Here is a 13,281-nt window from a genome sequence, read left to right as displayed (position 1 = left end):
CACGAATCAGGGAGTGTCAACGAAAATCTGAAACGATCTCTTCAAAAAGCTGATTGACTCCGATTGTGACAGCGATGTTTAATTCGTCACAAGCTGGCAGTAGACCAGTTCAGGGGCACGACATTGACCAGCAAAGCGGCATCCATGACGGTGTCGGATGTGATCAACGCACATTTCGCGGCGCTGACGCGCGCCGAGAGGCGATTGGCGGAGACACTCCTCGACAACTATCCAGTCTCCGGGCTCGGTTCGATCACGACGGTCGCCGAGAACGCCGGCGTTTCGACGCCAACCGTGGCGCGCATGGTCCAGAAGCTGGGTTTCCGCGGATTTCCGGACTTTCAGTCAAGGCTGCACCAGGAGCTCGAGGCGACGATTTCCAATCCGATCGCCAAGCATGATCGCTGGGCTGCCAGCGCCCCCGGCACGCACACACTCAACCGGTTCGCCGATGCGGTCATGGGAAACATGCGCCAGACGCTGTCCCAGATAGAACCGCGCGAATTCGACCAAACCGCCACCCTAATCGCCGATCGCAAGCGCAATATCTATCTTGCCGGCGGTCGTATCACCCGCTCGGTGGCTGATTACTTCTTCACCCATCTCCAGGTCATCCGCACCGGCGTCACGCAGATCGCCGCCAACCCCAGCTCCTGGCCGCATTACGTCTTGGATATGAAGCAGGGCGATGTCCTGATCCTGTTCGATATCCGCCGATACGAACAGGAGATGGAAACGCTTGCCCGTTTCGCCCGCGATCGTGGCGTCGAAATCGTTCTCTTCACGGACCAGTGGGGTTCGCCGGTCGCCAAATCCTCTTCCAAGGTCTTTCGCGTGCAGATCGAAGCGCCCTCGGCCTGGGATAGTTCGGTCATGCTGCTCTTTCTCGTCGAGGCGCTGATCGAAGCGGTGCAGAACATGAACTGGGACGAGACACGGGACCGGATGAAGATGCTTGAAGGCCTGTTCGATTCGACGCGCATCTTCCGCAGGCCGGTCTAGGGAGGAATCGGCTGTGTCTATGGACCAAGCTTCGCAAGATACCAGCGACAGTTGCGCAAATCGGGCGACCGCCGTCCCGCGACCGACACGTATGGCGTGAACGAGACAGAGCCTGTCACACAGGCTTCATCGCGTCTCATTAACAGCATCGCCGAACTTACAACGAACGATTTCAGTTGAAAGCACATAAGGAGAACGTCAGTGATTTCAAAGACTCAACGCCTGCTCTCGCTTTCCACCGCCATTCTGCTCGCAACGTCGGCGATCGCCGTCGCCGAGCCGAGTGAGGAGCTTATCGCCGCCGCCAAGAAGGAAGGCACGCTGACCACGATCGCGCTTCCGCACAACTGGTGCGGTTACGGCGACGTCATTGCCGGCTTCAAGGCCAAGTACGGCATCGAAGTCAACGAACTGAACCCGGACGCAGGTTCGGGCGACGAAATCGAAGCCATCAAGGCCAACAAGGGCAACACCGGCCCGCAGGCTCCCGACGTGATCGACGTCGGTCTCTCCTTCGGTCCGTCGGCGAAGGCCGAAGGCCTGATCCAGCCCTACAAGGTCTCGACCTGGGACACGATCCCGGATAGCGCCAAGGACGCCGACGGCTTCTGGTACGGCGACTATTACGGCGTTCTCTCCTTCGTGGTGAACACCGACATCGTCAAGGACGTGCCGAAGGACTGGGCCGACCTCAAGAAGCCGGACTACGCGAACTCGGTCGCGCTCGCTGGCGATCCGCGTGCGTCCAACCAGGCCGTCCAGGCGGTCTATGCGGCCGGCCTCGCTGCCGGTGAGAAGGATGCCGCCAAGGCCGGCGAAGCCGGTCTCGGCTTCTTCGCCGAAGTCAACAAGGCTGGCAACTTCGTTCCGGTGATCGGCAAGTCCGCCTCGCTTGCACAGGGCTCCACCCCGATCATCATCGCCTGGGACTATAACGGCCTCTCCTGGCGCGACAGCCTGAACGGCAACCCGCCGGTCGAAGTCGTCGTTCCGAATTCGGGCGTCGTGGCCGGTGTTTACGTGCAGGCGATCTCGGCTTTCGCTCCGCATCCGAACGCTGCCAAGCTCTGGATGGAATACCTCTATTCGGACGAGGGCCAGCTCGGCTGGCTGAAGGGCTATTGCCACCCGATCCGCTTCAACGATCTCGCCAAGAACGGCAAGATCCCGCAGGAAATGCTCGACAAGCTGCCGCCGGCAGCAGCCTATGAAAAGGCTGTCTTCCCGACGCTTGAAGAGCAGGAAGCCGGCAAGACGGCAATCACCACCAAGTGGGATAGCGTCGTCGGCGCCAACGTACAGTAATCGCAAGATCGGCCTCCCCTCCGCACGCGCGGCGGGGAGGCTTCCTTTGACGCCGGGACAGCCGAAACGCGATGACCACGACAACAGCCGCAGTACCTTTGATCAGCAAACGGGCGATTATCGATTGGCTCGGCATCGCGCCGTTCATGATTTTCGCGCTGATGTTCCTGATCGTCCCGACGCTCTATCTCGTGACCGGCGCGTTTTTGACGCCAGAGGGCGAGCTCACTTTCAAGAACATCGCCGATCTCTTCACGCCCTCGATTCTCTCCGCCTATTGGATCTCCATCCGGGTCTCGGTCGCCTCCTCGCTCGGCGGCGCGCTGATCGGTTTCTTCCTCGCCTGGGCGATCGTGCTCGGCGGCGTGCCGACCTGGGTCCGCTCCGGCCTCCTCACCTTCTCCGGCGTCGCTTCGAATTTCGCCGGCGTGCCGCTGGCATTCGCGTTTCTCGCAACCCTTGGACGCACCGGCCTCGTGACGGTTTTCCTGCGCGACTGGTTCGGTTTCAATCTCTACTCGACCGGCTTCAACCTCCTGAGTTTCTTCGGCCTCACCATCACCTACATGTATTTTCAGATCCCGCTGATGGTGCTGATCCTGACGCCGGCGCTCGACGGCATGAAGAAGGAATGGCGCGAGGCATCCGAGATCCTCGGCGCCTCGACCTGGCAATACTGGCGCATGGTGGCGCTGCCGATCCTCTGGCCGAGCCTGCTCGGCACGACCCTTCTGCTTTTCGCCAACGCTTTCGGCGCGATCGCCACGGCCTACGCGCTGACCGGCAGTTCGCTCAACATCGTTCCGATCCTGCTTTATGCGCAGATCCGCGGCGACGTGCTGCACAACCCCAACCTCGGTTACGCCCTGGCGCTCGGCATGATCGTCATCACCGGCATTTCCAACATTCTTTATATCTGGCTGCGGATGCGCGCCGAACGGTGGCAGAAATGAAAGCACAACGCCTCGGCGCCTGGATCGCCATCGCCATCGGAGCGAGCTATTTCATCATTCCGCTGCTGGGGACCCTGGAATTCTCGCTGCGCATGCGCCGCGGCGAATATTCCTTCGATGCCTACCAGTCGGTCTTTGCCGATATCCAGTTCCGCGAGACCTTCGGCTATTCGATGCTGATGGCGCTGTTGACCATCATCTTCGGCATGCTGCTTGTCGTGCCGACCGCCTACTGGGTGCGGCTGCGCCTGCCGCAGGTGCGGCCGGTCGTCGAGTTCATCACGCTGCTGCCGCTCGTCATTCCGGCGATCGTCATCGTCTTCGGCTATCTGCGCCTTTATAACTCCTCCTCGGTGCTGCCGCTGACCGGCTCGACTTCCGGGACAACCGCGCTCCTGATGTTCTCCTATATGACGCTGTCGCTCCCCTACATGTATCGCGCCGTCGATACCGCCATGCGGGCGATCGACGTCCGGACGCTGACGGAAGCGGCCGAGAGCCTCGGCGCCAAATGGCCGACGATCCTCTTCCGCTGCATTTTCCCGAATGTGATGAGCGGCGTGCTGTCCGGCGCCTTCATCACCTTCGCGATCGTGATGGGCGAATTCACCATGGCCGCGCTCCTCAACCGGCCCGCCTTCGGCCCCTACCTGCAGCTCGTCGGCGCCAACAAGGCCTATGAACCTTCGGCGCTCGCCGTCATCGCATTCGCCATCACCTGGCTCAGCATGGGTCTTATCCAGCTCGTCTCCCGCTTCCAGAAATCCGCTCCGGCCAAGGCTTGATCACATGGCATTCCTGACACTGACCAACATCCAGAAGTCCTTCGGCCCGGTTCAGGTCGTGCACAACTTCAACATGGGCATCGACAAGGGCGAGTTCGTTTCGTTCCTCGGCCCCTCGGGTTGCGGCAAGACCACGATCCTGCGCATGATCGCCGGCTTCGAGACCCCCTCGGGCGGCTCCATCGTCATCGACGGCAAGGACCAGGGTGCATTGAAGCCCAACCAGCGCAACATCGGCATGGTATTCCAGGCCTATGCGCTTTTCCCGAACATGAACGTTCACGACAATGTCGCCTTCGGCCTCAAGGTCGCCGGCGCTCAGAAAACGGAAGTTGATCAACGGGTGAAGCAGATGCTCGGGCTGATCAAGCTCGAGCACCTGGCGGACCGCTTCCCCTATCAATTGTCCGGCGGCCAACAGCAGCGCGTGGCGCTCGCCCGCGCGCTCGCCGTCAAGCCGCAGGTATTGTTACTCGACGAGCCCCTCTCCGCACTCGACGCGAAGATCCGCGTCTCGCTGCGCGAGGAGATCCGGCAGATCCAGCAGCAACTCGGCATTACCACCGTCTTCGTGACGCATGACCAGGAGGAAGCGCTGTCGATCTCCGACCGGATCGTCGTCATGAATGCGGGACACGCCGACCAGATCGGTACCCCCTTCGAGATTTACAACACGCCGGCAACCCGTTTCGTCGCCTCCTTCGTCGGCACGCTGAACATCATCGAGGGCAAGGTCGCGGACCCCTCTGCCGGCGCCGTCACCATTGGCGACCAGAGGATTTCGCTGAAAGCGCCGATCGCCGGTCTGAAGGGCGGCGACAGCATCTCGCTCGCCCTGCGCCCGGAAGCGGGCTCGATCGTCGAAAGTGCCAAAGGCGATACCGCGCTTATCGGCGAGGTCGTCTCCACAAGCTTCCTCGGTTCGGTCATCCGGACAAAACTGCGTGTCGGCAGCGACATCATCTCCTTCGACACGTTCAACGATCCCGGCCTCACCCCGCCGGTCTCCGGCGAAAACGTCACGCTGCGCTTCGCCGCCAAGGACCTGCTCGTCATTCGTGAATAGGTGCCTTTGAACGGTCTGTTCCGATGAAGCGCCGTTGTTGGAAAAATCTGTCGCGATTTCCCGTTTTTCCGTCGCAGTGCGCGTTTGACCGCACCCTGCCGGCCTATATAGTCGCAGGCGTTCTCAGGGCGGGGCGAAATTCCCCACCGGCGGTAGCAGCCTGAAGGCTGGAGCCCGCGAGCGCTTCGGGCAACTTCAGCGCCTGAAGGTCAGCAGATCCGGTCAAATTCCGGAGCCGACGGTTACAGTCCGGATGGAAGAGAGCAAGCAGGAGCGGAGTCCCTTCTCGGGCTCTCCGCGCGTGCATGTTCGCCCGACGGGATCATTGGAAAAACGCCAAACCCTGAAAGGCTTGAGACCATGACCATTCTTTCCCAACCCGCCGCCAGGATTGCAATTGTCCGCGCCCGCTGGCACGCCGACATCGTCGATCGCTGCGTCGATGCTTTCGTCGCACAATGGACGGAACTCGGCGGCAACTCCGCCGACGTCGAGATCTTCGACGTCCCGGGTGCTCTCGAAATCCCGCTGCACGCACAGACGCTCGCCAGGACCGGCCGTTATTCGGCGATCCTCGGGACGGCCTTCGTGGTCGATGGCGGCATCTACCGCCACGACTTCGTCGCCGGCACGGTGCTCGACGGCATGATGCGCGTGCAGCTCGACACCGACGTGCCGGTCCTTTCTGCCGTGCTCACCCCGCACAATTTCCAGGAAAGCGAGCCGCTGATCGCCTTCTTCCGCGATCATTTCGTCATCAAAGGCGAAGAGGCCGCCAACGCCTGCGCCCAGATTCTCGACGCCCGCGCCAAGCTGGCGCTGTTGAACGCCTAGCCAGGGCGCCCCTCATCCGCCTTCCGGCACCTTCTGCCCGCATGCGGGGCGAAGGCATAAGCGGACCCACTCGGCCCTCCTGTCTCGCGTGTAAGCGTGGCGCTGGCGGCAAGCTCAGTCCCCTCTCCCCGCTTGCGGGGTGAGGGGCAATCGTCGCCAACTCAAAACCCTGTCGCGATCAAGCGGATTCGTGCCAGCGTATCGGTCACGTCGCGCATTTGCGACAGCCATTGAAAGTTCCAGCGGACTGCGCTAGTAAACTTGACTAAAATATGAAGGAATAGGCTGGGCAGGGGCACCCGCCCAAGGAATGCGACGATGACATTTCAGCCGCGCATGCAAAACAAGATCAGCGGTTTCTCTGTCATAGGCGGACTGCACCGGCGTCATTGGAACGGTGTCGTTGCGGATGTGTGGGACGTCGAGTGCATTCCTCACGCCGGCGGCTACTACGTCGCGGCGGACCCGCGCATGTTCATCGTACTCGATGCTAAGGGCGGAGGAAATTGCCGCGTCAAGCTGGCCTCGAACGGCAGAAGCACCGTCCAGAACTATCATCGGCAGGCCCTTTCCTACATACCGGCCGGCGTGGAGCTCTGGACCGATGTCGTCGATATCCGGTACCTGCGGCATCTCGACCTGCATTTCGATGTCGATGTGCTCAGCCGCCGTCTGATGGAAGACCTTGACCCCAGCGCGATCGAGACGCCTCGGCTGATGTTTCAGGACCCTCGGTTTCTCCAGCTTGCCGAGCTGATCGCCGCCGAATGCCTCAATCCGCAGCCGCTACACGACCTCTACGGCGATGGACTGACGCTGGCGCTGTTCATCGATCTGATGAAGATCAACCGGAGCGTGAGCCGCAAACGCAGCCAGTTGGCAGCCTGGCAACTGCGCCGCGCGGTGGACTACATCGGGGAAAATGTCGCCCGCAATGTCCGGCTCGAAGAGTTGGCGAACCTCACCGGGCTGTCGCAATCGCATTTCAGCCACGCCTTCAAGGCATCGACCGGCATGGCGCCGCACCAGTGGCAGACAAAGGCCCGGATCGAGCGCGCAAAAGAGATGTTGCTTGAGAACAACGCATCGCTAACCACAGTGGCGGCGGAAACAGGTTTCGCCGATCAGGCGCACTTCACCCGCGTGTTCCGCAAGACGGTCGGCACGACGCCGGCGCTCTGGAAAAAGAGCCGTCTCTCCTGAAAGCGGCTCAGCCGACCTTTTGGTGCAGTGCGCAAATTTGCCCAGGATCGTTCAATTTTCACGGATCCGGACAAGCCCGGCCGATATACTTGAGATAAACGCTCATCTTATCGACAGGACGACTGGCCAGGTCGCGTTCTCCGGGGGGGATGGAGCGCGGCATGGCCGATTGCGGGGCAGAGATACGATGCAGAGCAATGGCAACGGGGTGCGCGTGAGGGATGTATTGGCGGGCGGAGTGGCATTCGCGGCACTGCTGGTCGCCGGTGCGGCGCAGGCGCAGGATGGCAGCGCCACCCAGCTTGAACGGCTGGTGGTCGAAGGCGGAGCGTCGGCGAACGGCAGCGCCACCGGCCCGGTTGACGGCTACGTGGCCAAGGCAACCACAACGGGGTCGAAGACCGCCACACCGCTGAGCGAAATCCCCCAGTCTGTCTCCGTCGTCGGTCGCGAGGAGCTGGACGATCGCGCCGTGGTCAACAAGGTCGATGAAGCCTTGCGCTATACGCCCGGCGTCATGGCCGCGCCCTTCGGCGTCGACGCCGATACGGACTGGTTCTATATCCGCGGCTTCGACGCGGCGCAGACCGGCGTTTTTCTCGACGGCCTCTCCCTCTTCAGCTACGCCTTCGGCAATTTCCAGATAGACCCCTTCATGCTGGAGCGGATCGAGGTGCTGAGGGGGCCGGCCTCCGTGCTCTATGGCGGCGCCAATCCGGGCGGCATCATCAATCTGATCAGCAAGCGGCCGCTTGACGAGCCGCTCTACTACACGGAAATCGGTATCAACAGCGATGGCAACGCCTTCACCGGCTTCGATGTCAACGACGGGCTGACCGAAGACGGTACGGTTCGCTACCGTCTGACCGGCAAGATCGCCGGCGGCGACAATTACTCGGATTTCTCCGAAGACCTGCGGGGCTTCATCCTTCCGCAAGTCACCTATGCCCCGGACGACACAACCAGCCTGACCGTCTACGGCCTGCTGCAAGGGCTCGACCAGGTCCATGTCGGCAACGGCTTCCTGCCCTATGTCGGAACGGTGGTCGACGCCCCCTTCGGCAAGATCGACCGGGATGCCTACTTCGGCGAACCCGATATCGATGAGGGAACCTACGCCCAGCAGATGCTCGGCTATGAGTTCAAGCACGATTTCGACAACGGCTGGACCTTTAGCCAGAACGCCCGCTACGCCCATCTACACAAGCACGAGCGGTACCCATACCCCTACGGCTATGTCGGCCCCGGCTTTGGCAATGTGGAGCCCATCGGTCCGGACTACCTTCTGAATCGCATCGGCTTCGAGGCGACGTCGAAGGTCGACAGCTTCTCGATCGACAACCGGGCGGAGACGGATTTCGATCTCGGCGCCACGAATCACACTTTTCTCGTTGGCCTCGACTACAAATACTACCGCCTCGACCATATAGGGGCGTCGGGAGGCGCAACGCCGATCAGCCCCACCGATCCGGTCTATGGTGTGCCCCAGGGACCGACGGCCGTCTATGTCAACCAGATCTTCACACAGCAGCAGATCGGCATCTATGCCCAGGATCAGGTGCGCTTCGGCGACGGTTGGCTCGTAACGCTCAATGGGCGCTACGACTATGTCGATACCGACCTCAAGAACGTCGCTACGGCCTGGGCCGGAGCTTCCGACTTCGGATATGATGACGGCGCGCTCAGCGGCCGGGCCGGCCTCGCTTACGAGTTCGACAACGGCTTCACGCCCTATGTAAGCGTCGCGACCTTCTTCAACCCTCTCGTGGGCTCACGCGACTCGAACCCTGATCCCGCGGTCACGACTTTGGTGCCCCTGAAGCCCGAAGAAGGCTACCAGTACGAAGCCGGAATCAAATACGAGCCGACGTTTATCGACGGATTGTTCACCGCCTCCATCTTCGAGATAACCAAGCAGAACGTCCAGGTGAATGAGCCCGTCCTTGGGCTCTCCACCCAGCTCGGCGAGGTGCGCTCCCGCGGGGTCGAGCTTGAAGGCAAGGTCAACCTTGATGAAAACTGGAAGGTCATCTCCGCTTTCAGCTATACCGATCTCGAGATCACGGAAGACACCAACCCGTCGCTGCTCGGCAAGTCGCCCTATCTCATACCCGAAACGCAGGCTGCGCTGTGGCTCGACTACACGGTGACCAGCGGCGCTTTCGAAGGCATGAGCCTTGGCGCAGGCGTCCGTTACCAGGGCGAATCTTGGGCCGATGCGGAAAATACGAAGAAGGTTCCGGACGCCGCGCTCGTCGATGCCGCCATACGCTACGAGAAGAACGACTGGGCCGCCTCCCTCAACGTCGCCAATCTCTTCGACAAGGAATATGTCAAGGGATGCCAGGGGCTCTTGACCTGCGGCTACGGTGAAAGCCGGACTTTCACGCTGAAGCTCAGCAAGACGTGGTGAGCGGCTCCTGAATCACTTCGTGAAGCGCCTGAAGCGGGTCATCAGGCGCCTCACGCAAAGCCTTGATTTGACTCGCGCCTAAGCAAGACTTCAATGCGCGCTCTGCTCGCCCCCGAGCACGCGTTCGAGCGACCGTGCCTTGTGGCGATGGCCGGCGCGTTCATAACCGATGACGGTGATGACCGGCGCGAACATCAGAATGATGAGGCAGACCGCCATGTCGATTCCCACCATCGCCGCGCCAACGGACGCGGCCAGCACCAGGACCGTGGCGCAGAACTGCCAGATGTGCCGGCGCTCCATCGCCCTGACCAGATAGACGTACATGGCGTAGATCGAGCCCACATAGACCGCGACGGGCACGGCGACGGTCAGCACCGCCGCGACGGACGAGATATGCGCCTTGTGCTCGATGTAGTAGGCAGCGACGTGCAGACCCGCGCCCGTCGCAACGATGGCGGCGAAGATCGCCATTTGCCCATAACCCCAGACGAAGGCGCGCTTGCGAAACCTGTGAAGGATTTCCGCGCTCGGGAGCGTGAAGTAGATCCACCACATGCCGAAGGTCAGCCCGGTGCCTGCGATGCAGACAAGCACCACGTCAAGGTTCCAGCCGCGCCCCTCGACGACCGCTGTCACGGAGGCCACCGTTCCAACCACGCCCTCACCAAGTGCGATGATCGCAAGGAGGCCGTAGCGCTCAGCGATATGGTGCGCGTGCCAGGGGGTACCACCCTGCAGCGACTCCGCGATCACCGGCCCGGCCATTTCGACCAGGGTCAGTACGACGACGAAGGCAAGCGTCACGAGCAGGGAGAAATCGATGAAGATCAGCACGATCCAGCCGATCTGCGCAATGGAGATCGCTATGGCATAGGTCGTGCAAGCCTTGCTGCGGAGCGGATCCTGTCGCGCCGCTCTGAGCCATTGGAACACCATGGCGACCCGCATCACCACGTAACCGAGCACCATGATGCCGTTGTTGAGATCTTCACCCTTGTCGACCGACTCGAACATCGGCGGCAGGCCGATGGCGAGAATAAGCACGCCAACCATCTGCACCATCGTCACGCAACGAAACACCCAGTCGTCGGTATCGTAGGCGGAAGCGAACCAGGAGAAATTCACCCAGGCCCAGCAGATCGCGAAGCTCGCGAAGCCGAAGCCGATGAGCCCGGCCTTGAAGTGTCCCTCGGCCAGGAGGTGAGCGAGTTGCGCGGCAGCAAGACTGAAGGCGATGACGAAAGTCAGGTCGAAGAGGAGTTCCAGCGGCGTGGCTACGCGATGCCCCTCATGCGGATCGCGTCCCGTCATCCTCGAAACATGATGAGCAACCGAATGCGGCTTGGATGGCGGGATCTCGGACATTGAAGCGCTCCTGCTCTTCGAGGCAATGCGAGCATCCTCAAAGATTCAGCGGAAAACAGTCAAGGCCGCACCTTTGAAACGAAGCCACTACTGCATGTATCCTCAAATCGTCGCCGATTTAAGGATAAAAACATGCAGCAATTCAAAGTGCTACAGCGTCCTTTGCGCGTCTGATAAAACGCGCAAAGGACGCTGTAGCGACATCACCACACGCTTGCCAGTCATCGTCGCGCCCCTTACTGGCCGAGATTCTTGAGGTAGAGCGAAAGAAGCTGGGTCTGAGACGAGATGCCGAGCTTGCGATACACGTTGCGCCGGTGAACCTTGACGGTGCCTGTCGAGATGCCGAGCTTGAGGCCGATCGACTCCGACGAATGCCCCTGAAGCACCAATTCGATGATCGCCGCCTCCCTTTCCGTCAGGTTCAGATGTTGCCAGACGCCATCGGCGGGCGGATGCGCCGCCTTGCGGCGGCTCCGTCCCGTTTTCGCCAACGCCGCGTCGAAGCGGCGGCCGAGATCGGCCCAGTGATGGCGCACCAGCGCCGCCACCAGCGGCTCCACCTTCTTGAGCAGAGCGAATTCCGCCGCGCTGAACGTACCGGTCGCCTCGCGCCGCATCAGCGAAAGGACCACCGTGATCTCGCCGCTGATCGGCACAAAGAAGCCCACCTCCTCCGCAAGCCCGGTCTGGACGTAATAGGTGCGGTAATACTCGCTCGAAAAGAAACGATCGGGCGCCAGCTCCCGCATCCGCCAGACGCCGGGCTTCGGCGCGCATGCGGCGTGGTAAAAGGGGTCGAGCAGATAGGGCCCTGCCTGATAGAGGCTGACGAAGAGAACGTGATCCTTCGCGTCGAAGGTGCTGTAGAGATCGATCGGGCGTTCCTTGCCGCGATAGGCGAAAACGACGACATAATCGAAGTTCATCAGGGTCGACATCAGCCGACGAAATGCGCCGCCGACGGCCTGATCCTCCATCGGTACACCGTCGACCAGGGGCGCGAGCGCCCGAAAAAGTCCATCGAGGTCGATACTCAAACCGCGCTCCCCGCCCGATTTTCCCGCTTCGGGGTATACTCCTTCCGCAGGGCAATTGGGGTTGAAATACCTCTCTTGGGGTATATACCAGCGCCACGGCATTTGACTAGGCTGCTTGGCAATGACGGTGGAAGATGGGGCCTGGGAGTGCCGCATCTTCGAAGAACAACCGCAGGGAACAGACGTGACATCCGCTTCGACGAACGACATCGAATTCCGTTCGGTCGCCAAACGCTATGGCAGCGTGACGGCAGTCTCGGACATCAACCTCGCGGTGCCCAAAGGCGCCTTCGTAGCGCTGCTTGGCCCTTCCGGCTGCGGCAAGACCACCTGCCTGCGCATGATCGGCGGCTTTGAGCAACCGAGCGAGGGCACGGTCTATGTCGGCGGCCAGCCGATGAACGGCGTGCCCGCCTATCGCCGGCCAGTCAACATGGTGTTCCAGCAATATGCGCTGTTCCCGCACCTCGATGTCGAGCAGAACGTCGCCTATGGCTTGAAGCAGATGCGCCCGCGTATCGCTGCCGCGGAAATCGCCCGCCGGACGCAGGAGGCGCTGGAGATGGTTCGCCTTAGCGGCTTCGCCAAGCGCCGCATTCACGAAATGTCAGGCGGACAGCAGCAGCGCGTGGCGCTCGCCCGCGCGATCGTCAACAAGCCGAAGGTGCTGCTTCTCGACGAGCCGCTTGCCGCTCTCGACAAGAAGCTGCGCACCGCCATGCAGATCGAGCTCCAGAGCCTGCAGCGCGAACTCGGCATCACCTTCGTGCTCGTCACCCACGACCAGGAAGAGGCACTGTCGATGAGCGATCTCGTCTGCGTCATGAGCACCGGCCGCATCGTCCAGGTCGGCCCGCCGCAGGAAATCTACGACCGCCCGGCCACCCTCTTCGTCGCCGATTTCGTGGGCAAGACCAACCGTATCGCCGCCACCGTCGACGCGGGCACGAATTCGATCCGGCTGGCGAACGGCGTCGGCCTTGCGAAGCCCGCGAGCGCCAACGGCACGCTCGTCGCGGCCATGGTTGCACTCCGCCCGGAAGCGATCAGCCTCGTCCGCAACGGCGCCGCGACGCTTCAGGGCACCGTGACGCACCGCATCTTCTTGGGGTCGTCGGTCGAATATTCGGTCGAGGTCGATGGCCTCGGCGACTTTCTGGTAACCGCCGACCGCCGGAGTCTCAACGAAAGCGATCTCGCGGAGCCCGGCGAAAGAATCGGGCTCTCTTTCGATCCCAACGCGCTTCACGTCTTTCCGGCCTGAACCGCCGGATCTGCTGCCATCACTGCACGTCAACGATAAGGGAACAGC

At 61.6% G+C, this 13,281-nt stretch carries 11 protein-coding genes and 1 riboswitch; of the genes, 9 read left to right on the top strand and 2 right to left on the bottom strand.

Annotated elements, in window-relative coordinates; translation table 11 throughout:
* The first annotated feature begins 144 nt into the window (after positions 1–144).
* The 8 genes from PZN02_RS12335 (at position 145) to PZN02_RS12300 (ending at position 9,561) form a co-directional block, all read left to right on the top strand.
* Complete coding sequence (locus tag PZN02_RS12335; RefSeq protein ID WP_280661476.1) at positions 145–1,002, top strand: MurR/RpiR family transcriptional regulator; 858 nt, start codon at positions 145–147, stop codon at positions 1,000–1,002.
* A 201-nt stretch (positions 1,003–1,203) separates the two neighbouring features.
* Positions 1,204–2,307 carry an ABC transporter substrate-binding protein gene (locus PZN02_RS12330; RefSeq protein ID WP_280658276.1) on the top strand — a complete coding sequence of 368 codons (1,104 nt, stop codon included), beginning with the start codon at positions 1,204–1,206 and terminating at the stop codon, positions 2,305–2,307.
* Positions 2,308–2,378: 71 nt separating this feature from the next.
* Positions 2,379–3,260: an ABC transporter permease gene (locus tag PZN02_RS12325; RefSeq protein WP_280658275.1), complete on the top strand. Its 882-nt coding sequence runs from the start codon at positions 2,379–2,381 to the stop codon at positions 3,258–3,260.
* Positions 3,257–4,045 (top strand): ABC transporter permease, encoded by a 789-nt coding sequence (locus PZN02_RS12320; protein ID WP_280658274.1) that lies wholly within the window; start codon positions 3,257–3,259, stop codon positions 4,043–4,045. The genes PZN02_RS12325 and PZN02_RS12320 overlap by 4 nt, the downstream gene beginning before the upstream one ends.
* 4 nt (positions 4,046–4,049) lie before the next feature.
* Positions 4,050–5,111, top strand: a complete 1,062-nt coding sequence (locus tag PZN02_RS12315) for an ABC transporter ATP-binding protein (protein WP_280658273.1) — start codon at positions 4,050–4,052, stop codon at positions 5,109–5,111.
* 115 nt (positions 5,112–5,226) lie between these two features.
* A riboswitch (FMN riboswitch) is annotated at positions 5,227–5,380 on the top strand.
* Between the two features lie 91 nt (positions 5,381–5,471).
* Complete coding sequence (locus PZN02_RS12310) at positions 5,472–5,945, top strand: 6,7-dimethyl-8-ribityllumazine synthase (protein WP_280658272.1); 474 nt, start codon at positions 5,472–5,474, stop codon at positions 5,943–5,945.
* Between the two features lie 318 nt (positions 5,946–6,263).
* Complete coding sequence (locus PZN02_RS12305; protein ID WP_280658271.1) at positions 6,264–7,148, top strand: helix-turn-helix domain-containing protein; 885 nt, start codon at positions 6,264–6,266, stop codon at positions 7,146–7,148.
* Between the two features lie 187 nt (positions 7,149–7,335).
* Positions 7,336–9,561 carry a TonB-dependent siderophore receptor gene (locus PZN02_RS12300; protein ID WP_280658270.1) on the top strand — a complete coding sequence of 742 codons (2,226 nt, stop codon included), beginning with the start codon at positions 7,336–7,338 and terminating at the stop codon, positions 9,559–9,561.
* A gap of 90 nt (positions 9,562–9,651) precedes the next feature.
* Here the strand turns inward: PZN02_RS12300 and PZN02_RS12295 are convergent, their stop codons facing one another.
* Both PZN02_RS12295 and PZN02_RS12290 read right to left on the bottom strand, forming a co-directional pair.
* Positions 9,652–10,929, bottom strand: a complete 1,278-nt coding sequence (locus PZN02_RS12295) for a low temperature requirement protein A (RefSeq protein WP_280658269.1) — start codon at positions 10,927–10,929, stop codon at positions 9,652–9,654.
* A gap of 236 nt (positions 10,930–11,165) precedes the next feature.
* Positions 11,166–11,969 carry a helix-turn-helix transcriptional regulator gene (locus tag PZN02_RS12290; RefSeq protein WP_280658268.1) on the bottom strand — a complete coding sequence of 268 codons (804 nt, stop codon included), beginning with the start codon at positions 11,967–11,969 and terminating at the stop codon, positions 11,166–11,168.
* Positions 11,970–12,153: 184 nt separating this feature from the next.
* Between PZN02_RS12290 and PZN02_RS12285 the strand changes: the two genes are divergently transcribed.
* Positions 12,154–13,233: an ABC transporter ATP-binding protein gene (locus PZN02_RS12285; RefSeq protein ID WP_280661475.1), complete on the top strand. Its 1,080-nt coding sequence runs from the start codon at positions 12,154–12,156 to the stop codon at positions 13,231–13,233.
* The last annotated feature ends 48 nt before the right edge of the window (positions 13,234–13,281 follow it).

Source organism: Sinorhizobium garamanticum (genome assembly GCF_029892065.1).
GTDB lineage: Bacteria > Pseudomonadota > Alphaproteobacteria > Rhizobiales > Rhizobiaceae > Sinorhizobium > Sinorhizobium garamanticum.
Note: the sequence above shows the minus strand (reverse complement) of the source record. Positions and strands in the feature narration are given on the sequence as shown.

Excerpts from the sequence above, each read along its gene's own strand:
- PZN02_RS12335 (WP_280661476.1), top strand. The coding sequence starts at position 145 with ATGACGGTGTCGGATGTGATCAACGCACATTTCGCGGCGCTGACGCGC.
- PZN02_RS12325 (WP_280658275.1), top strand. The coding sequence starts at position 2,379 with ATGACCACGACAACAGCCGCAGTACCTTTGATCAGCAAACGGGCGATT.
- PZN02_RS12320 (WP_280658274.1), top strand. The coding sequence starts at position 3,257 with ATGAAAGCACAACGCCTCGGCGCCTGGATCGCCATCGCCATCGGAGCG.
- PZN02_RS12315 (WP_280658273.1), top strand. The coding sequence starts at position 4,050 with ATGGCATTCCTGACACTGACCAACATCCAGAAGTCCTTCGGCCCGGTT.
- PZN02_RS12310 (WP_280658272.1), top strand. The coding sequence starts at position 5,472 with ATGACCATTCTTTCCCAACCCGCCGCCAGGATTGCAATTGTCCGCGCC.
- PZN02_RS12305 (WP_280658271.1), top strand. The coding sequence starts at position 6,264 with ATGACATTTCAGCCGCGCATGCAAAACAAGATCAGCGGTTTCTCTGTC.
- PZN02_RS12300 (WP_280658270.1), top strand. The coding sequence starts at position 7,336 with ATGCAGAGCAATGGCAACGGGGTGCGCGTGAGGGATGTATTGGCGGGC.
- PZN02_RS12295 (WP_280658269.1), bottom strand. The coding sequence starts at position 10,929 with ATGTCCGAGATCCCGCCATCCAAGCCGCATTCGGTTGCTCATCATGTT.